Source organism: Kribbella endophytica, from assembly GCF_054781295.1.
The window spans coordinates 1,651,074-1,670,736 of sequence record NZ_BAAGUR010000002.1 but is presented as its reverse complement, the minus strand read 5'-3'; the positions used below and the strand labels follow the sequence as shown (position 1 = coordinate 1,670,736).

Genomic DNA, 19,663 nt, shown 5'->3' with positions numbered 1-19,663 from the left:
GGCTGCTGCGGATGCGGCTGCACCGGCTGCTGCGGGTGCGGCTGCTGCGGCGCGTGCGGCTGCTGCGGATGCGGCTGCACCGGCTGCTGCGGGTGCGGCTGCTGCGGCGCGTGCGGCTGCTGCGGATGCGGCTGCACCGGCTGTTGCGGGTGCGGTTGCATCGGCTGCTGCGGATGCGGCTGCTGCGGCGCGTGCGGATGCGGTTGCATCGGCTGCTGCGGGTGCGGTTGCTGCGGCGCATGCGGCTGCTGCGGATGCGGCTGTACCGGCTGCTGCGGATGCGGTTGCTGCGGCGTGTGCGGCTGCATCGGCTGTTGTGGGGTGTGGGGTGCCGGCGGGTGCTGCGGCATCGGTGGGTGTTGGGGCATGGGCGGGTGCTGGGGCATCGGCGGGACGTGGGGCTGTGCCGGCTGGACCCAGCTGGGCTGGTGCGGGTGGTTCGCGGGCCAGGGGTTCGGCTGGTAGTTCGGGCCGTCGACCTTGAAGCTCGGGGACAGCGGCGACTGCCAGTCGCCGCCAGGACGACGGGTCATCACCTCGAGCTCGTCGAACAGATCGGCGTACGGCGGGCCGTCGGTGATCTTGCCGGACTGCATGTCCGCCCACTTCACCTTGCCGGCGTCGTCGACGAACGCGTTGAACCAGTGACCGCTGACCTCTCCGGCCGGACCGCGCCGGGCCCACGTACCGCCGACGATCGCGACGGTGCCGGGCGGTTGGTTGCGCAGGTCGTCGTAGATCCGCTTGTAGGCACCCATCGTGTAGGCCTTGGGGTCCTGCTTCGGGTTGACCGGGTTGCCGTGCGCGTCGCGGACCTGGATGGACTCCGGCCGGACACCGGTGTACTCGTACATCTCCGAACGCTCACCGGGAACCGGGACCTTCTTGCCGTTCGGCGTGGTTCCGGTCCGCAGGTCGTTGTTCGCCAGGCGCGGCTCGCCGCCCTGCAGGTTGTCCGCGAACGCCCGGGAGTTGTCACCACAGTTGTTGGTGGCGCTGCGCGGACCGCGCCCGTCGCGGAACCGTGGGTTGCCTTCCTTGATCCACTCGGCGACGTTCTTCAGCGGGCTGTCGCCGATCTTGGCCTTCAGCTTGCGCAGCCCACGCCCGAACGGGTCCTTCGGGTTGTACCGGCGCGGCTCCACATCGTGCCGCTGCTGCCCGGGCCGGCCGTGCGCGTGCGGATCCACCCGCACAGGCGGCGGCTGGTTCGGCGCCTGCGGCGCATTCGGCTGATGTGGTGCGTTGGGCTGGTGCGGCGCGTTCGGCTGATGCGGTGCGTTGGGCTGGTGCGGCGCGTTGGGCTGGTGCGGTGCGTTGGGCTGATGCGGTGCGTTCGGCTGGTGCGGTGCGTTCGGCTGGTGCGGTGCGTTCGGCTGGTGCGGCGTCGTCCCGTGGGGAGCATCCGACCCGTGCGGGCCGCGGCCACCGAGGTGCGGCGCCACGATCGGCGGCGGTACGGCGTCGCCGGTGTGCGGTGCGTCTGGCGTACGCGTCGGGGCATCCGGGGTGTGCCGGGCCGCGGGTGCGTCCGGGGTGTTGGGCGAGTCCGGCGTCCGAGTGGTCGGCGTGTCCGGCGTGTGCGGAGCGTCCGGGTTCAGGCGCTCCTGGATCCGGCTAGGACCGTGCTGCGGCGGACCGTCCGGGTGCAACCTCGAGTCGATGTGGCTCGGGTTCGGGCCATCGGGCGTGTTCGTCCGCGGGGAGTCCGGCGTGTGATGCGCGGCCGGGGTATCCGTGTGCGACCGAGGCGCGTCCGGCGTACGGGGTGCGTCAGGGGTGTTCGTCCGCGGCGAGTCCGGCGTGTGATGCGCGGCCGGAGTATCCGTGTGCGACCGAGGCGCGTCCGGGGTGTTCCGCGGGCTGTCAGGCGAGTCGTGCCGCGGCGAGTCCGGCGTGTGCGACGGGGAGTCCGTCGTACGGCTCGGCGTGGTCTGGCCGTCGGCGTGCGAGTTCGGGCTGTCCGCGTGCGAGTTCGGCGAATCGCCGCGCGAGTTCGGGCTGTCGCCGCGCGACGGCGAATCGCTGTGCGACGTGTTCGGGCTGTCGCCGCGCGAGTTCGGGGCATCGCTGTGCGAACCGTTCGGCCCGTCGCTGTGCGACGCCGGGCTGTCCGAGTGCGAGCCCGAACCGTCGGAACGCGAGCCAGGCCCGTCGCTGTGCGCAGCCGGAGCGTCCGAGTGCGACCCGGGACCGTCCGAGTGCGACGCGGACGAGTCCGAACGCGAAGCGGGGCTGTCGGAGTGCGAAGCCGGCGAATCGGAGTGCGACGTCGAACTGTCGGATCGGGACGAGTTGTCCGTGTGGGCCGGCCCGTCCTGGCGGGCAGGAGCGTCGTTGTGCGCAGCCGGCGAATCGCTGTGCGACGCAGGCGAGTCCGAATGCGAAGCAGGACTGTCCGAGTGCGACGCAGGCGAATCAGAGTGCGAAGCAGGGCTGTCCCCACCCGAAGGCGAGTTCGGGCTGTCCGAGCGCCCGGACGGGAAGTCCGAACCACCGGACGGTGAGCTCGGGCTGTCCACATGGGTCGGCGACGACGTCGTACTCGAGTTGTGCGAACCGACCGACGCAGGCGTGTGGTCGACGTTCGGTACGTCGATCCCGCCGGCGTGCGAGATGCCGCCGGCCCTCGACGTCGGGATGTCCAGGCCGCTGAACTTCGCGAGCCCACCGATCACCGGCGCGTTGCCGACCTTGATCACCAGGTCGGAGACCTTCGGCAGCTTCAGCGCGGTGTTCAGCGCGAGCTGGCCGGGGCGCAGCTTACCGGCGATGTTGACCGCGACATCGGCGCCCTTGGCAACCTTCGCCGCCGCGGCGCCGTACTTGCCGCCGATCGCGGCCGCCCGCACACCACCCGCGGCACCACCGGTACCGATGGTGGTGATGACGTTGAAGCCGACCTGGCCGAGCGCGCGACCGGGGTCCTCGCCCCACATGTCCCAGGCGACCATGCCCTTGAGCACGGTGATGCCGACGGTGTCCAGGTACGCCGCGGTCTCCGGGAAGGCCGCGTGCATGAAGACCGCCGCGCCGGGAACCGCGTACATCGCCGCGGCGGCGAGCGTCAGGCCGACGCCCTTCCAGGCGTTACCGGCGTCGCTCCAGCCCTGCAGTTCGTGGCCGAAGATGCTGTTCACGCCCAGCGACTTGAGCAGCGGCTGGATCGGGATCAGCGTGGTGAGGGCGTCCAGCGTGCCGAGCAGGCCGTCGACGAACACACCTTTGAGGACTCCACCGACGAAGTCGACCGCGTCCTCGTACCAGGGCGCGTCGTACTCCAGCGGCTTGCCCCACGGCGGGTCCTTCTCGTCCTCGCCCTTGTCCTCCGGCGGCTTCTCGCCTTCGCGGAGGCCGCTGTCCTCCCACTTCTTGCCGCCGTACAGGGCGGCGATCGCGTTCGCGCACTTGCGCTCGGCGGCGCTGATCGCGTCGAGGTGGCCCTGGAGGTCCTTGTGGAGCTGGTTCTCCTCCTTGACCCAGTCCTCGTTGTCGTCGATCTCGTCCTCGGGGGTGTCGCCGACCTTGCGCTTCCAGGCGTCGGCGCGGGTGCGCACCGAGGCCAGTCCGGACTTGTCGTCGGAGACGTCGGACACGAAGATGTGCAGCGCCGCGCCGATCTTGCCGAGGTTCGGGCCGAACAGCTCGCCCTCCTGCTTCACCGGCAGCATCGCCGCGGCCAGCAGGTGGGTCTCGGGGCCCTTGGTGTAGTTGGTCTCGATGTTGTTCCGGAACTTCTTCTCCAGATTCACACCGATGGTCTTGATCTCCTCGCCGACCGCGGAGAGATCGTTGGCCGCCTTGGTGACCTCTTCGAGGTTGCCCTCGAACTTCGGGATGCCCTCGGGCTTGATCATCTGTTCGTCTCCCCCAGGTCAGACGGCGCGGTTGTTGGACGGTGGCTGCTGCTGCGCCTGCTCGGCGCGGGCAGCGGAGGCGGCGTTGCGGATCACCGAGCGCGGGTCGACGCCCTCGGCCAGCTGGATCCCCCGCTGGGCGGCCAGGGCCATCTCCTGGTGACCGTTGGCCAGGGCGGTCAGCGCGTTCACGGTGCCCTTCATGACGTCACCGGTGTGCTTGACCATGCCCGGCAGCGAGTCCTTCCACTTCTCCACGAACTCGCCGATCGCGATTCCGACCGGGCCGCCCTTGCCGTTCAGCGAGGTCTGCGTGCCGGCGGTCTGCAGCCCGTTGCTGAGCTTCGTACCGATCGCCTCGAAGCCGGCGGCATCGGTCTGCATACCCTTCAGCCCGTTCATCGCCGCCGTCGCCTCGACAGTCCAGTTGACCATGCCTCTACCTCTCGCCGCCCCGCGCAGGGCTCACCCGTGAACTTCGTCGTACGTCGTACAAGCCGTCGCCGTCGACGGCACCACCGGGGCCCGGCGCGCGAGACCGCGCGCCGGCCGCCGAACCTGGCGGGGAGCCTCAGCGGGCTCCCCCGTGGATCAGGTGTTGCCGATGTCCGTGACGGCCTTCGAGGCCGCCTTGAACGCGGTGTCCGCGTGCGTGTCGAACTCGGCCAGCGTGCTCGACAGCGACTTGATGATGCCCTGGACCTCGGTGGCGGCGGAGTTGAACTTCTCCTCGACCGCGCCGTAGTCGTCCATCACCTTGGTCATCGTCGCGTCGCCGCGCATCGCCTTCACGTTCGCCTGGTGCTGGGCGATCAGCGACTCGATCTGCGCCGACAGGCTCTTGATCGCGGCCTGGGTCTCGCCGCTGGCGCCGCTGTCGTAGCTGTTGCGTCCCGTCATCTGACTGTGTCTCCCCGTCTCAGCGCTTGTTGAACTTGGCGCCGTCGAAGTTCGCCGCGCCTTCACTCTTCTTGGCGGCCTGGGCCATGTCGCTCATACCGGTCTGGGTCGCGGTGTCCATGCCCTGCTGACCCTTGTTGATCGCGGCGAGACCCGCGTTCAGGTCGGCGGCGATGCCGTCCACCCGGCCCTTGAAGCTCATGAAGGCGTCGTGGCCACTACCCTGCAGCTTGCCCTCCAGCGGCTGTGCGGCCGCGGCCAGGCGCTTGACCAGACCACCGAGGTCCTGGGTCTTGCCACCCGTCTTCTTGGCCAGGGTGCCCAGGGTGTCCTTACCCATGCTCCAACGCTGTCCACCCACGATTGCTGTCCCTCCGAAGTGATCTGCTGGCTGCCGACTTCCCCACCATAGACGCGGCCGGGGTCGCGTTCGGTTCCCTGCCGAAGGGGCGGGATCCTTGCTGTGGCAGGAGGTTCAGGTCCGCGGCGGCGTAGGCGGCCGCGGGGTGCCGCTGGGCGGCGGGGTCCCCGTCGAGTCCGGCGTCCCGGACGGCGTCTCGCTCGGGCCGGGAGTCGCGGGAGAACTGGGGCTCGGGGCAACGGGTCCGTTCGGCCCTTTGCTCTTGGAGTCCTGGATGAACGAGTAGCCGACGCACCCGGCGCACACGACCGCGGCGACCGCCGCGCTGGCGAACAGTTTGGTGATGCCCTCGTCGAGCGTGTTGCGCGACCGGGCGGACCCGAACAGCCAGGCTTCCCGCAGCCGCCGGCGCCGTACGGCCACCGACTCGATCAGCTGGGTGTCGTACTGCCGCGACACATGCACCCCTTCGGTCCGCTACTCTTCCGCGCCCAATCTAAACGTTCGAGGGGTTACCGCGGCCCACCGCCCCGGACAGTTCCAGGAGAACGCAAAGGTGGGCGGACCGAACCGGCCCGCCCACCTTCGACCAGATCAACTGGCAGTGCGTTTGGCAGCAGTTTTACGAGCAGGAGCCTTCTTGGCAGCCGTGGTCTTCTTGGCGCCTGTGGCCTTCTTCACAGCCACCGCCTTCTTCGCCGGGGCCTTCTTGGCGGCCGTCTTCTTCACCGCCGGCTTGACCGTGGTCTCGGCCGCCTTCTTCGCGCTCGGCTTCGCGGCCCGTCCGTGCAGGATCTCGGCCAGGAACTGACCCGTGTACGACGCGGGGTTGGCCGCGACCTCCTCCGGCGTACCCTCCGCGACCAGCGTGCCGCCGCGGCGTCCGCCGTCGGGTCCGAGGTCGATGATCCAGTCGGCGGTCTTGATCACGTCGAGGTTGTGCTCGATCACCAGCACCGAGTTGCCCTTGTCAACCAATCCGCCGAGGACGCCGAGCAGCTTGCGGATGTCCTCGAAGTGCAGACCCGTGGTCGGCTCGTCGAGCACGTACACCGTCCGGCCGGTCGACCGCTTCTGCAGCTCCGACGCCAGCTTCACCCGCTGGGCCTCACCACCGGACAGCGTCGGCGCCGGCTGGCCGAGCCGGACGTAGCCCAGACCGACCTCGTTCAGCGTCTTCAGGTGCCGGGAGATCGCCGGGATGGCGGCGAAGAACTCGGCCGCCTCCTCGATCGGCATGTCCAGGACGTCGGACACCGTCTTGTTCTTGTAGTGCACCTCGAGCGTCTCGCGGTTGTACCGCGCACCGTGGCAGACCTCGCACGGCACGTAGACGTCGGGGAGGAAGTTCATCTCGATCTTCAGCGTGCCGTCCCCGGAGCACGCCTCGCACCGGCCACCCTTCACGTTGAAGGAGAACCGGCCCTGCAGGTAGCCGCGGACCTTCGCCTCGGGCGTGTCCGCGAACAGCTTGCGGACGTGGTCCCAGACTCCCGTGTACGTCGCCGGGTTGGACCGCGGGGTGCGGCCGATCGGCGACTGGTCGACATGGATCACCTTGTCGACCTGGTCCAGGCCGGAGATCTTGGTGTGCCGGCCCGGCACCGCGCGGGCGCCGTAGATCTGGCGGGCCAGCGACGTGTAGAGGATGTCGTTGACCAGCGTCGACTTGCCGGAGCCGGACACCCCGGTGACCGCGACGAACACCCCGAGCGGGATGGTCACGTCGATGTCCTGCAGGTTGTGCTCGCGGGCGCCGTACACGGTGAGCTCGCGGCCCTCGGTGAGCGGGCGGCGGACCGGCGGGATCGGGATCTCGCGGCGGCCCGAGATGTAGGCGCCGGTGATCGAGTCCGGGTGGTTGCGCAGATCCTCGACCGTGCCGGAGACGACGACCTGGCCGCCGTGCTCACCGGCGCCCGGGCCGATGTCGACCACCCAGTCGGCGTGGTCGATGGTGTCCTCGTCGTGCTCGACGACGATCAGCGTGTTGCCCAGGTCCTTCAGCCGGACCAGGGTGTCGATCAGCCGCCGGTTGTCGCGCTGGTGCAGACCGATCGACGGCTCGTCCAGCACGTACAGCACGCCGACCAGGCCGGAGCCGATCTGCGTCGCGAGCCGGATCCGCTGGGCCTCGCCGCCGGACAGCGAGCCGGCCGGCCGGTTCAGCGCCAGGTAGTCCAGGCCGACGTCGAGCAGGAACCGCAGCCGCTCGCCGATCTCCTTGGTGACCCGCTCCGCGATCTGCTTCTCGCGCGGCGTCAGGTCGAGGTCGACCAGGAAGCCGTGCACCTCGTCGATCGACATCGCGCTGATCTCGGCGATGTTCTTGCCGCCGAGCGTGACCGCGAGCGAGATCGGCTTCAGCCGGGCTCCGTTGCAGGTCAGGCACGGGACCTCGCGCATGTACTCCTCGAAGCGCTCCCGGCTGGTGTCGCTGGACGCCTCGGCGTGCCGGCGCTCGACGTACGGGATGACGCCTTCGAAGGTCGTGTAGTACGAGCGCTCACGGCCGTAGCGGTTCTTGTACGAGACGTGGACCTGGCGGTCGTGACCGCTCAGCAGCGCCTTCTGGGCCTTGGCCGGCAGCTCGCCGAACGGCGTGCTCGACTTGATCTTCAGGTCCTTGGCGAGCGCGCTCAGCAGGCGCTCGAAGTACTGCGAGACGTTCGCGCCGGACCACGGCTGGATCGCACCCTCGTCGAGCGACTTCGACGGGTCGGGGACCAGCAGTTCCGGGTCGACCTCCATCCGGGTGCCCAGGCCCGAGCAGGCCGGGCAGGCGCCGTACGGCGAGTTGAACGAGAACGAGCGCGGCTCGAGCTCGTCCAGCTGCAGGGGGTGGTCGTTCGGGCAGGCGAGCTTCTCGCTGAAGCGACGCTCCCGGTACGGGTCGTTCTCCTCGAGGTCGACGAAGTCCAGCGTGACGATGCCGCCGGACAGGCCGAGCGCGGTCTCGACCGAGTCGGTCAGCCGCCGCTTCGCCGAGCCCTTCACCGCGAGGCGGTCGATGACCACGTCGATGGTGTGCTTCTTCTGCTTGTCGAGCTTCGGCGGCTCGGTCAGCTGGATCGTCTCGCCGTCGACCCGGGCCCGGGAGAAGCCCTGGCCGGAGAGCTGGCGGAAGAGGTCGAGGTACTCCCCCTTGCGGCCGCGGATCACCGGCGCGAGCACCTGGAAGCGGGTGCCCTCGTCGAGCTCCAGCACGCGGTCGACGATCTGCTGCGGGGTCTGCTTCGCGATCGGCTCGCCGCACTCGGGGCAGTGCGGCCGCCCGGCGCGGGCGAACAGCAGCCGCAGGTAGTCGTAGACCTCGGTGATCGTGCCCACGGTGGAGCGCGGGTTGCGCGAGGTGGACTTCTGGTCGATCGAGACGGCCGGGGACAGGCCCTCGATGAAGTCGACGTCGGGCTTGTCCATCTGGCCGAGGAACTGCCGGGCGTACGCGGACAGCGACTCCACGTAGCGCCGCTGGCCCTCGGCGAAGATCGTGTCGAAGGCCAGGCTGGACTTGCCGGACCCGGACAGACCGGTGAAGACGATCATGGCGTCGCGCGGCAGGTCGAGCGAGACGTCCTTCAGGTTGTGCTCACGCGCTCCACGCACGATCAGACGGTCAGACACAAGCTCACTCTCAGCCGTTCGAAGGGTTCAGGGACAAGCCCGATCAAGGCTAACGAGGCCCACCGACAAAAACTTCCGCGCCGGATCCCGGAGGTCCGTCTTCGAAAGTATATTCGATCGCCCCACCCTCGACGAACGAGCGGTACCCACGCGAGGTCACGCCGACACCGGCGGCCGGTGCACCGGTCGCCGCAGGGGTGCGAGGATCGTCACATGAGTGATTACCACGGCAACGTCCACGTGGGCGGGCCCGCGCAGACGCACGAGCTGGCCCAGCTGATGATCTCCAAGGTCGCCGTCGGGCCGATGAACAACAACGCGTACCTGCTGCGCTGCCGGCAGACCGACGAGCAGGTGCTGATCGACGCGGCCAACGACGCGAGCACCCTGCTGACGTTGATCGGCGCCGGCGGGATCAGCCGGGTGATCACCACGCACCGCCACGGCGACCACTGGCAGGCGCTCGGCGAGGTCGTCGCCAAGACCGGCGCCACCACGATCGCCGGCCGGTACGACGCCGAGGGCATCGACGTACCGACCGCCACCGAGGTCGAGGACGGCGACGAGATCAACTTCGGCGTCGTCGGCCTCCGCGTGATCCACCTGGTCGGCCACACCCCCGGCTCGATCGCTCTCCTGTACGACGACCCGAAGGGCGCCCCGCACCTGTTCACCGGCGACTCCCTGTTCCCCGGCGGCGTCGGCAACACCCAGGGCGACGCCGAGCGCTTCACGTCCCTGATCGACGACGTCGAGTCCAAGCTCTTCGCCCAGCTCCCCGACGAGACCTGGGTCTACCCGGGCCACGGCGCCGACACCACCCTCGGCACCGAACGCCCCAACCTCCCCGAGTGGCGCGGCCGCGGCTGGTGACACTCCCCGGCTGACAACCGCAGCGTGACCTTGGGGCATCTCGGCCGCTGCGCGAGATCCCGACGTAGTGACCAATGAAGGTATTCTGGTCACAACGACGGGAGAGCTGCCATGGACGCACGACGTACGACGGCCGCCGTCACAGGCGCGACGGTCTCACTGCTGGAGTGGGCGCCGGCCGATCCGACCGGGCCGGTCGTGCTGCTGCTGCACGGCGGTGGCGCCGACAACGCCGAGCTCTCCTGGGCGCAGGCCGGCGCCGCGCTCGCGGACGCTGGGTACCGCGTGATCGCTCCCGACCACCCCGGGTTCGGGCGGAGTCCACGGTCGAGCTGGCCGCTGACCCAGCAGAACCTGATCCGGTACGTCGGAGAGCTGGTCGACGCGCTCGACCTCGACGACTACGTGATCGGCGGCCTGTCCCTCGGCGGAGGCCTGGCGCTCGGGCACCTCCTCGACCGCCCGGACGCCGCACGCGGTGCGATGCTCCTGGGGTCCTTCGGGATCATGCCGCGGTTGACCGATGGCTTGCTGAGCAGGGTGAATCAGCTCACCACCTACGGACTCCTGCGCACAGGCCTGCTCGCCGTCCTGACGCGCGGGTACGCACGGAACGCCGCCGCGATGGAGCGCGGCCTGCGCACGATCGTCCGCAACCCGACAGCGCGTACACCGGAGTTGGTCCGGGCCGTGGTCGAGGAGGCTGCGTCGGGCGAGAGCCTCCGGACCTTCGGCGAGTGGCAGCGCGACCAGGTGCTGTGGGACAGACTCCGTACCGACTACACCGACCGCCTGCCGGGGATCCGGACACCGACACTCCTCGTCCACGGCGACCGGGACAGCGGCGTACCGGTCGCTCGTGCACGAGCCGCTGCGCGACAACTCCCGCACGCGACGCTGCTGACCGTCCCCGGCGCCGGGCACTGGGTGCAACGCGATCGGCCCGACCTGGTCATCCCAGCCATGCGTGCGTTCGTTGAAAGACTCGCCTGATGCCCCGCCCGCTCGTCCCGAACCGGCGCGAACGGCTCCTGGACGCCGCCGAAGCACTCGTGCTCGACCGCGGCTTCGACGCGATGAGCGTCGCCGCGATCGCTGCCGACGCAGGGGTCGGCAAGGGCGCCGTGTACCTCGAGTTCGCCACCAAGCACGAGATCCTGGACGCGCTGCTGCGTCGTGGGACGGAACGCCTCGGAGCTGCTGTCGATCTCGGCGCCCGGCCGCGGCTCAGTGCGGCGTACCGGGCCGCCGTACGGGTTCTGCTCGGGGACCGGTTGATGACTGCGGCGTTCCTTGACGACCGCGGCGTGCTCGGCAGTCATGTCGCGACGGTCACCGACGGCCGCTACCGCGAACGCCACCAGGGCGTCGTCGAGTGGCTGCGATCCCTGCAGGAGCAGGGATTGCTGGTTTCCGACATCGCGCCCGAGCACGTCGCCCTCGCGCTGTCGAGCGCCACGATCGGCCTGCTGTCCGCAGCACGGCTGATCGGGCCACTCGACGCCGTACAGCTCGAAGGTGCACTTGACGCGCTCGCCCGAATGGCCGCGACCTTCGAGCCGTAATGAAACGACGAAAGCCCTGGTGAGAGTTGCCTCTCACCAGGGCTTGTTCGGTCGGGCTGGCGAGATTTGAACTCGCGATCTCTTGTCCCCCAGACAAGCGCCTTACCAGGCTAGGCCACAGCCCGAACAGTCGCCCGTGCGGGCGACCGGGGTAAACCTTACCCCATCATCGGGGGTGCTTTCGCACCGGGCCGATCAGCGTTTCGCCTTCTTCTGCCGAGCCCGGATCTGAACGTGCACGGGGCTGCCGACGAAGCCGAAGTCCTCACGCAGCCGACGCTCGATGAACCGCTGGTACGACGGCTCGATCTGGCCGGAGGTGAAGATCGCGAAGGTCGGCGGCATCGTCGTGGCCTGCGTGCCGAACAGGATCTTCGGCTGCTTGCCGGACCGGACCGGATGGGGGTGCGCGGCAACCAACCGGCCGAGGAACGCGTTCAGCTGGCCGGTCGGGACGCGGGTCTGCCAGCCGTCCAGCGCCGCCTCGATGGCGGGCACCAGCTTCTCCATGTGCCGCCCGGTCAGGGCGCTGATGTTCACCCGCGGAGCCCAGCGCAGCTGGACGAGATCGCGGTCGATCTCCTTTTCCAGGTAGTAGCGCCGGTCCTCGTCGACCATGTCCCACTTGTTGTAGGCGATCACGAGGGCCTTGCCGGCCTCCTCGACCATGTCCATGATCCGCAGGTCCTGCTCGGTCATCGGCTCGGAGGCGTCGACCACGACGACGACCACCTCAGCGCGCTCGATCGCGCTGTTGGTCCGCAGGCTGGCGTAGTACTCGTGGCCCTGGACGTTCTTCACCTTGCGCCGGATGCCGGCGGTGTCGATGAACCGGTACTGCTTCTCGCCGAGCGTGATCAGCTCGTCGACCGGGTCGACGGTGGTGCCGGACACGTCGCTGACGACGACCCGGTCCTCCTTGGCGACCTTGTTCAGCAGCGAGGACTTGCCCACGTTCGGCTTGCCGACGATCGCGATCCGGCGCGGTCCCCCGGTCTCGGGGTCGCGCTCCGGCGGCGCCTCCGGCAGCGCGGCCAGTACGGCGTCCAGCATGTCGCCGGTCCCGCGGCCGTGCATCGCGGAGATCGGGAACGGCTCGCCGATCCCGAGGCTCCACAGGTTCATCGCCTCGGACTCGACCCGCTGGTCGTCGACCTTGTTCGCGGCCAGGACGACGGGCTTGCCGGACTTGCGCAGCACTCGGACGACGGCCTCGTCGGCGTCGGTGATCCCGACGGTCGCGTCGACCACGAACAGCACCGCGTCGGCGGCGTTGATCGCGACCTCGGCCTGGGCGGCGACGAGCGCGGCCATGCCGACCGCGTCCGGGTCCCAGCCGCCGGTGTCGACCACCGTGAAGGACCGGCCGGCCCAGTCCGCGTCGTACGAGACGCGGTCCCGGGTGACGCCCGGGGTGTCCTCGACGACCGCCTCGCGGCGGCCGATGATCCGGTTGACCAGCGTCGACTTGCCGACGTTGGGGCGGCCTACGATCGCCAGGACGGGCACGGGGCCGGTGTCGTCGTCGCGCGACGGCTCGGCGTCGTACTCGTAGCCGGTGGGCAGGTCACTCATCAGGATCCTTCTGGTCTGGCTTGCCCGGAAGCGGGTGGCCGGTGGCTGCGACGGCGGCCTGAACATGCGCCCGCAACACGTCGCCGATCTGGTCGGCCACCGCCCGTACGTCGGTGTGCCTCCGAGGAAAGGATACGCGCTCCACGGTGAAAGGTTCGCCGTACACGACGTCGACCCTGCTCCCCCTGGGGGGATACCGCTCCACACTGCCGCCCGGCAGGCGGGTACCGAGCAGGGCGACGGGCAGGATCGGGGCCCCGGTGACCATGGCCAGGTAGGCCACTCCGGTCCGGACCTTCCGGAAGTCGCCGCGGCCGCGGGTCCCCTCGGGGTAGATGCTCATCACGTTGCCGTCGCGGAGCACCTTGATCGCCTTCCGGACCGCCAGCACGTCGTACGTCGTCCGGTCGACCGGGATCTGCCCGGCCAGGTGCAGGAACTTGCCCTGCAGCCCGCCGAACGCCTCGATCTTGCCGAGCTGGTGCAGCATCCGTGGCGCGGTCGCGCCCAGCAGCGGGCCGTCCAGCAGGCCGAGATGGTTCGGCGCGAGCAGCACCGGGCCGGTCCGCGGGAACAGCTCGTCGTGGTGGATGGTCAGGTCGTAGCGCCAGCGCACGTACTGACGGACGACGTGCCGGATCACACTGCCCGTCCGGTACGGCAGCGTCGGCAGGTCGTCGGTGCGGGGCAGCTCCTGGTGCCTCGTCAGCTCGGCTGTCATGACTCCCGCGAGTCGCGTGGCGGCGCGGCTTCGGCCTCCTTCGCGAGCCGGCTGATCACGTCGATGACCTCCTCCAGGGACAGGTGGGTGGAGTCGATCGTCACCGCACCGTCCGAGGCGACCTCGAACTGGGACACGGTGGCGTCGTCGGCGTCGCGGCGGACGATCTGGTCGCGCAACTGCTCAGCGGTCAACGCGCCCTCGGCCAGCTCGGCCTTGCGGCGGGCCATCCGGGCGTCCTGGTCGGCGGTCAGCAGCACCTTGAGCTCGGCGTCGGTGGCCACGACGGTGGCGATGTCGCGACCCTCGACCACGATCCCGCCGCCTGGCTGGGCGTCGTCGATGATCTCGCGCTGCCGCCGGATCAGCTCCTTGCGGACCTCGAGGTTGGTGGCGATCTTCGACACGTTCTCGCTGATCCGCGGGTCGCGGATCGCCTCGGTGACGTCGGTGCCGTCGGCAGTGAAGTGGGCCAGCTGCGGGTCGGTGCTGATCCCCAGCTCGACCGCGCGGGCGCGCTCGGCGACCGTGCCGGTGTCGGTCAGGTCGAGCCCGGCCTCCAGCGCCGACCAGGTCACCGCCCGGTACATCGCACCGGTGTCGAGGTACTTCAGCCCCAGTCTCGTGGCCACTCCACGGGCCGTGCTCGATTTACCGGAACCGCTCGGGCCGTCGACAGCGATGATCATGGGCGGAAGGTTACCGGTGCACGGACCAACCTCGCTCGGTCAGTACGTCGACCAGCTGGTCCACCGACGCCGGTTTCACCGCCAGCTCGACCTCACCGACCGGTCGGCCCGGGCTGTGGTCGATCCGCAGGTCCTCGACGTTGGCGCCGGACGCGGCCGCGTCGGCGAACAGCCGGGCCAGCTGGCCGGGGCGGTCGGGGATCGTGACGAGGACCTGGACGAGCTCGATGTGCGGGGTGCCGTGCTTGCCGGGGACGCGGACGGCGCCGGAGACGCCGCGGCGAAGTACGGCCGTGACCTCGTCATCGGTTTTTTCCTTGCTAAGGGCAATCAAAAGTCGGTCGAGCTCGTCGCGGATCTGCTCCAGCAGGCCGCTCAGCGCAGGCGAGTTGGCAGCGACGATCTGGGTCCACATCCCCGGGTCGCTCGCGGCGATCCGGGTCACGTCGCGCACGCCCTGGCCGGACAGCTCCAGGTGCGCGGTGGGTGCGTCGACGAGCGTGCCGGCGGCCAGCGACGACATCAGCTGCGGCAGGTGCGAGACGCGGGCGACGGCCAGGTCGTGGTCCGGGACGGACAGCTCGACGGTCCGCGCGCCGCAGGCCTCGGCAAGCCGACGTACGAGCTCGACGGCGGCCGGGTCGCTGGTCTCGTGCGGGGTGATCGCCCAGGTCGCGCCCTCGAACAGGTCGGCGCGACCGGCCAGCGGACCGTTGCGCTCCGAGCCGGCCATCGGGTGGCTGCCGACGTACCGGCTCAGGTCGCTCGCGCGACCGGCCGCTTCGGTGAGCGCCTTGGCGTCGGCGAGGGGCTTGCCTTTCACGCTGGCGGCGTCGGTGACTACCGCGTCGGTCTGCTCCAGTTGCTCGGCGATGACCGTGCCGACGTGGTCCGGCGGTACGGCGACGACGACGAGTTGCGGCTCGAGCTGGACGAGGCGCGAGCCCGCGCCGATGCGTTCGGCCATCAGGGCGTTGTCCGGGTCGCCGTCGACCAGCTCGACGACCACGCCGAGGCGCGCGAGGGCCAGGCCGATCGACGTACCGATCAAGCCGGTGCCGACGATCCGCACCGGGCCGCGCAACGCTGCAGCCTCTGTCACTGGGCGCCCGTCAGGTCGGGGCGCAGGGCGGTGGCGCCGTGCAGGTAGACGTGCTGGATCTTCTCGCGCGAGCGCGGCGACTCGGTGTGCAGCATCATCCGGACCACCCGGGGCAGCGCGTGCGGTACGGCGATCTCCTGCATGCACATCAGCGGTACGTCGGTCAGCCCGATCTGCCGGCCGGCCACCGCGGGAAACTCCGAGCTCAGGTCCGGCGTGACGGTGAACAGGATGCTGATCAGATCCTCGGAGCTGAGATCGTTCGCCTCCAGCACCGCCCGGACCAGCTCGGCCGTCCGCTCGAGCAGGTGCTCCCGCTCGTCCGCGTCCAGCTGGGTGGCACCCCGGATCGCCCGTACCGCCACTGTCCTGCCTCCTAGATCACCACGTCCCGCACCGCTCCTCGGCGCTGGACACCAGTCTCAACATTAGGTCAGACCGATTGTTCTCTGCGTCGGTGTCTCGCCGTTCGCACGATTCGGACGGCGAGACACCGGTCCGGCAGTCCTGTCAGGCCTTGGCCGTCAGCGCTTCCGCCGCGTCGACGGTCTGCTCCAGCAGGAGCGCGATCGTCATCGGGCCGACGCCGCCGGGCACGGGCGTCAACAGGCTCGCGACCTGCGCGGCCTCCTCGGCGTGCACGTCACCGACGTTGCCTTCGTTGTACCCGGCATCGACCACGACCGCGCCCGGCTTCAACCACTCGCCACGCACGAAGTTCGGCTTGCCGACCGCGGCCACCACGATGTCGGCCTGACGCACCAGCGCGGGCAGATCCTTCGTCCGCGAGTGCGTGTAGGTGACGGTCGCATTCGATGCCAGCAGCAACATTCCGGCCGGCTTGCCGAGGATCGGGCTGCGGCCGATGACGACGGCATGCGCACCGGACAGCGGTACGTCGTACGCCTGCAGCAGCCGCAGGATCCCGCCAGGCGTGCACGAGCGGAACCCCGGCTCCCCGAACGCCATCGCGGCGAACGAGTGCATGGTCACGCCGTCGACGTCCTTCGCCGGCGCGATCGCCTCGAACGCCGCGCGCTCGTCGATCTGCTCCGGCACCGGGTGCTGCAGCAGGATCCCGTGCACCGTCGGATCCTCGGAGAGCCTGGTCAGCTCGGCCACGAGTTCCTCGGTGGTCGTCTCGGCCGGCAGCACGACACTCACCGAGCCGATGCCGGCCTTCTTGCTCCGGTTCTGCTTCATCCGCACGTAGGTCGCCGACGCGGGATCGTCCCCGACCAGCACGGCGGCGAGGCACGGCTGCACACCGGTCTCGTCCTGCAGCTTCTTGGCGCGGACGGCGGCCTGCGTCACCATGTCAGCGGCGAGGTCGGTGCCGATCATGGGCCGGGCGGTGTTGTCTGAGGTCATACGGCGCGCTCCTTCGGGCGTCGGCGAGTATTCGTCGTTGCCCAGGCGCGCGGCTGCAGCCGGACCTGCGAGAGTCCGGCGGGCCGTTCCCCGGTGGTAGCCCACCTGAACGCCAGTAGCGGCCCGCCGGCCAGTTTACCCAGTCGTCTCAGCCCCCGGTCGGACGGTGCAAGATCACCTCCGCGACCTGCGGCGCGGTCGCCCCAGCGGTCCACCGGACACGAACTGCATCGACCGTGCCGCTCACCCGAAGCGCCGTGTACGCCGAGCGCACCAGACCGATCTCCCGCCAGCCGGCAGCGGTGTGAACCTCCACCCGCCCAGCCGCAACGGCCCCGGCCTTCTGCAGCACGGTCACCCGATCCACCGCCGCCGGAGCCGACGCCGTCACGGTCAACGCCTCACCCTCCCCCGGCCCCGCACCCGCCACGTACGCCGTACCAACATCCCCATCAACAGCTCGAGCCAACGCCGATCCCTCGGCAGGCGCCGGTCCACCCGACGCCGTCAGCACCAACTCCGACCCATCCGTGACCTGCACGGAGAGCTCCCTAACAACCAACCAGTTGGACGCATTGGCCGCCAAGGCCCGGTACCGCACGTACCGAGCCTTCGTCCCGACCGAAGCCGCCGCGCGGACCTCGGCAGTCGTCGCGCGGGTCAGCTCGGTCCACGTCTCACCGTCCGCCGACCACTCCAACGCCCCGGACTGGATGAAGTCGTCCGGACTGCCGTCCTTCCCCATCAGTACGGCGACCGCGCCGATCTCCCGCGCCGCCCCGAGATCGACCCGGATCTCGTCGTTCGCCGCCGGGGCACGGTTGCTCCAGTAGAACGTCGATGCGTCCCCGTCGACCATCCGCGCCGGCACGTTCTCCGCGTACGTCGGGATGCTCGCCGTCGCCGTACGCCGCGGCAACAGCCCCATCCACTCGTCGTGCACCTGCCCGACGCGCGCGAGGAACGTGTCCACCACGCCCTCGCCGATCCGCGGGTAGGTCCCGGAGTGCGGTTCCCGGACGTCCCGAATCGCCTTCGCCTGACCAGTCAACTTGTCGACTTGCTGACGCTTCAGCCAAGCGGTCGCGCCGTCGCCGCGGTCGAGTGCGTCCAGCAGTCCGAGCGACTCCTCGAGCGCCTGCCCCCACAGGACGGTGGCATCCAGCCAAGCCTTCGCCTCGTCGCTGAATGCCGGATCGACCACCCCAGCCCGGATCTGCGAAGGAGCCCGAGTCACCGCCTGGAAGTACGGCCGCAGCGCGCGAATCGCCCCGTCCACCCGGCCCGTCTGCTCCGCGCGGGCCGCGCTCCCCGCCGGCGCACTCACCGCGCGGCCTCCACCGTCGTACGTCGTCCAGAACGCGTCGATCCGAGCCGCGAGTTCCGGTGCTGACTCCGGGTGCAGCGTCGTGTCGTACGTGTTCAGGTCCGCGAACACCCTCAGCGCCTCGATCGTCCGCCGATCCCCGCCGGCCCGTTCCGACAGAGCGCGCTCCCAGGCGGCTCGCTCGTCGTACGTCGACGGCTTCCAGCCCAGCTCGGCGAACGCGGAGAGCGCGATCTTGCTGACGGCGGCCTGGTTCATCGGGTTCGAGATCACGCCGACGACGTGATCGGCGATCCCGCGTTCGCGCCCGCTGTAGTCGGCCAGCAGCAGCCGGCCGGCGGCGTAGTCGTTGACCGGATAGTTGTCCCAGATCAGGATGTCGTGGCCGAACACGGCCTTCGCCTGAGCGGCCTGCGCAGCGGTGATCGTCTTCGGCACCACACCGATCCCCGTCCAGTGCACGACGACGGCCACGTCCAACTGCTCGCGCAACGCCTTCTTGTACGGCGTCTCGGAGACGTTGTAGTACTCCGTCGGCACCATCTGGAGCGGCGCCACGCCCGGCTTCGTCGCCACCCACTCGCGCTGGATGCGGTTGAGCAGTTCGCTCTGCGCCTGCCCGGCCGCGCCACCACCCGTGCCGTACTTGGCGCGGTCGGCGTCGCAGTGCCAGGTGTTGTAGTCGATGTCGTCGAGCGGCACGTTGAACGACCGGGCGCCCAGCGCGTACAGCGCCTCGAACTTCGCGATCAACGCCTGGTAGTCCGCATCGGCGGTGTAGCAGATCGACAACCCCGGCGAGAGCGCGAACGTGAAGTCGACCTTGTTGCCTCGGGCCCGGTTCACCAGCTCGCCCAGCTCGGCGAGCTTGTCCGCCGGGTACGCGTCACGCCACTGCTCGCGGTGGTACGGGTCGTCCTTCGGCGCGTACTCGTAGGTGTTCATCCGGTGCGCCCCGAGGTAGTCGAGGTGATCGAGCCGATCGGCGTGCGACCACGGCGTCCCGTAGAACCCTTCGATCGAACCCCGGTACCGCATCGTCGGCCAGTCCCTGATCTCGGTCCCGGCAAGTCGCCGACTGCGCGCGGCCTGGTCGAGTCCTTCGGCGCGCTGACCGGACACCAGTTGATCGAGGGTGCGCGCGGCGTAGTACGTCCCGTCCGTGTCCACACCGGCCAGGACGACGTGGTGCCGCCCGCGATGGGTGCCCACAGCAACCACATACCCCTCGGCCGGCAGACCGGCAGGCGACGCGACGTCCAGGTCCGCCAGGGCGCGGTCGTTGCCGCCCAGCCAGACGGTGACGTCGGTCCGCGGATCGACGCCGTCGGTGGTGCGGATCGTCCGAACACCGGCCCGCTGGAGCGTCGACCGGACGACGCGCTCGGCGTCGGCGTCGGTCGTCGGTCCGCGCACCAGACCGACGGTCCGCCCGAGCTCGAACCCGTCCCGGCGCGGGACGGTCTGCTGAGGCTCGGGATTCACGACTCGATCCGCAGCATCCCGCGCGGCGGTGGTCCCCGCCGTACTGCGTGACGCTTGGGCGGAGAGGGCGAAGGGCTGGACGGCGAGAGCGAGTGCGGCGGCAAGTGCCACGGCTGGGCCGAATCGGCGCATGAGCAACTCCTCGGGGCGGAAGGTGTGCCCTGTCAGTCATTCATTGCGCGCAACTGCTCGTCAAGAGCCCGGACTGCCCAG

General features: G+C 69.9%; 16 protein-coding genes, 1 tRNA gene and 1 riboswitch. Of the genes, 3 read left to right on the top strand and 14 right to left on the bottom strand.

Features of this window, described 5'->3' with window-relative positions; all coding sequences use genetic code 11:
- From ACYVIO_RS26305 to uvrA, 6 genes are all read right to left on the bottom strand, one after another.
- Window positions 1-3,857 (bottom strand): toxin glutamine deamidase domain-containing protein (locus ACYVIO_RS26305; protein ID WP_460653544.1); only part of this gene is annotated, 3,857 nt, incomplete at its 3' end.
- Window positions 3,858-3,875: 18 nt separating this feature from the next.
- The gene (locus tag ACYVIO_RS26300) at window positions 3,876-4,292 is read right to left on the bottom strand and encodes a DUF6507 family protein (protein ID WP_460653543.1); all 417 of its coding nucleotides are present in this window, start codon (window positions 4,290-4,292) and stop codon (window positions 3,876-3,878) included.
- Between the two features lie 156 nt (window positions 4,293-4,448).
- Entirely contained in the window at window positions 4,449-4,757 is a 309-nt protein-coding gene (locus tag ACYVIO_RS26295) for a hypothetical protein (protein ID WP_184794713.1), read from the bottom strand.
- Between the two features lie 19 nt (window positions 4,758-4,776).
- Window positions 4,777-5,097 (bottom strand): hypothetical protein, encoded by a 321-nt coding sequence (locus ACYVIO_RS26290; protein WP_460653542.1) that lies wholly within the window; start codon window positions 5,095-5,097, stop codon window positions 4,777-4,779.
- Between the two features lie 135 nt (window positions 5,098-5,232).
- Window positions 5,233-5,577 (bottom strand): hypothetical protein, encoded by a 345-nt coding sequence (locus ACYVIO_RS26285; RefSeq protein WP_460653541.1) that lies wholly within the window; start codon window positions 5,575-5,577, stop codon window positions 5,233-5,235.
- A gap of 135 nt (window positions 5,578-5,712) precedes the next feature.
- The gene (gene uvrA / locus ACYVIO_RS26280; RefSeq protein ID WP_460653540.1) at window positions 5,713-8,742 is read right to left on the bottom strand and encodes an excinuclease ABC subunit UvrA; all 3,030 of its coding nucleotides are present in this window, start codon (window positions 8,740-8,742) and stop codon (window positions 5,713-5,715) included.
- Between the two features lie 213 nt (window positions 8,743-8,955).
- On the opposite strand from uvrA, the gene ACYVIO_RS26275 reads away from it, so the two are divergent.
- From ACYVIO_RS26275 to ACYVIO_RS26265, 3 genes are all read left to right on the top strand, one after another.
- Window positions 8,956-9,615 (top strand): MBL fold metallo-hydrolase, encoded by a 660-nt coding sequence (locus ACYVIO_RS26275; RefSeq protein WP_460653539.1) that lies wholly within the window; start codon window positions 8,956-8,958, stop codon window positions 9,613-9,615.
- Between the two features lie 111 nt (window positions 9,616-9,726).
- Window positions 9,727-10,608, top strand: coding sequence for an alpha/beta fold hydrolase (locus ACYVIO_RS26270; RefSeq protein ID WP_460653538.1), 882 nt, complete (start codon window positions 9,727-9,729; stop codon window positions 10,606-10,608).
- Window positions 10,608-11,180 (top strand): TetR/AcrR family transcriptional regulator, encoded by a 573-nt coding sequence (locus ACYVIO_RS26265; RefSeq protein WP_460653537.1) that lies wholly within the window; start codon window positions 10,608-10,610, stop codon window positions 11,178-11,180. Before ACYVIO_RS26270 ends, ACYVIO_RS26265 begins: the two co-directional genes overlap by 1 nt.
- A gap of 51 nt (window positions 11,181-11,231) precedes the next feature.
- Here ACYVIO_RS26265 and ACYVIO_RS26260 read toward each other — a convergent pair.
- The 8 genes from ACYVIO_RS26260 to ACYVIO_RS26225 all read right to left on the bottom strand — a co-directional run bounded on the left by ACYVIO_RS26260 (window position 11,232) and on the right by ACYVIO_RS26225 (window position 19,582).
- A tRNA-Pro gene (locus ACYVIO_RS26260) sits at window positions 11,232-11,305 on the bottom strand.
- Between the two features lie 70 nt (window positions 11,306-11,375).
- Entirely contained in the window at window positions 11,376-12,755 is a 1,380-nt protein-coding gene (gene der / locus ACYVIO_RS26255; RefSeq protein ID WP_460653536.1) for a ribosome biogenesis GTPase Der, read from the bottom strand.
- Window positions 12,748-13,476: a lysophospholipid acyltransferase family protein gene (locus ACYVIO_RS26250; RefSeq protein WP_460653535.1), complete on the bottom strand. Its 729-nt coding sequence runs from the start codon at window positions 13,474-13,476 to the stop codon at window positions 12,748-12,750. The genes der and ACYVIO_RS26250 overlap by 8 nt, the downstream gene beginning before the upstream one ends.
- On the bottom strand, window positions 13,473-14,165 hold the full coding sequence (gene cmk, locus ACYVIO_RS26245; RefSeq protein WP_460653534.1) for a (d)CMP kinase: 693 nt from the start codon (window positions 14,163-14,165) through the stop codon (window positions 13,473-13,475). The genes ACYVIO_RS26250 and cmk overlap by 4 nt, the downstream gene beginning before the upstream one ends.
- Before the next feature lie 10 nt (window positions 14,166-14,175).
- Entirely contained in the window at window positions 14,176-15,267 is a 1,092-nt protein-coding gene (locus ACYVIO_RS26240; RefSeq protein WP_460653533.1) for a prephenate dehydrogenase, read from the bottom strand.
- Window positions 15,264-15,632, bottom strand: coding sequence for a chorismate mutase (gene aroH / locus ACYVIO_RS26235; protein WP_344171328.1), 369 nt, complete (start codon window positions 15,630-15,632; stop codon window positions 15,264-15,266). The genes ACYVIO_RS26240 and aroH overlap by 4 nt, the downstream gene beginning before the upstream one ends.
- Before the next feature lie 145 nt (window positions 15,633-15,777).
- Complete coding sequence (locus ACYVIO_RS26230; RefSeq protein ID WP_460653532.1) at window positions 15,778-16,638, bottom strand: bifunctional 5,10-methylenetetrahydrofolate dehydrogenase/5,10-methenyltetrahydrofolate cyclohydrolase; 861 nt, start codon at window positions 16,636-16,638, stop codon at window positions 15,778-15,780.
- Window positions 16,639-16,670: 32 nt separating this feature from the next.
- Window positions 16,671-16,768, bottom strand: a riboswitch (ZMP/ZTP riboswitch).
- An 18-nt stretch (window positions 16,769-16,786) separates the two neighbouring features.
- Window positions 16,787-19,582 carry a beta-N-acetylglucosaminidase domain-containing protein gene (locus ACYVIO_RS26225; RefSeq protein ID WP_460653531.1) on the bottom strand — a complete coding sequence of 932 codons (2,796 nt, stop codon included), beginning with the start codon at window positions 19,580-19,582 and terminating at the stop codon, window positions 16,787-16,789.
- Window positions 19,583-19,663 lie beyond the last annotated feature (81 nt).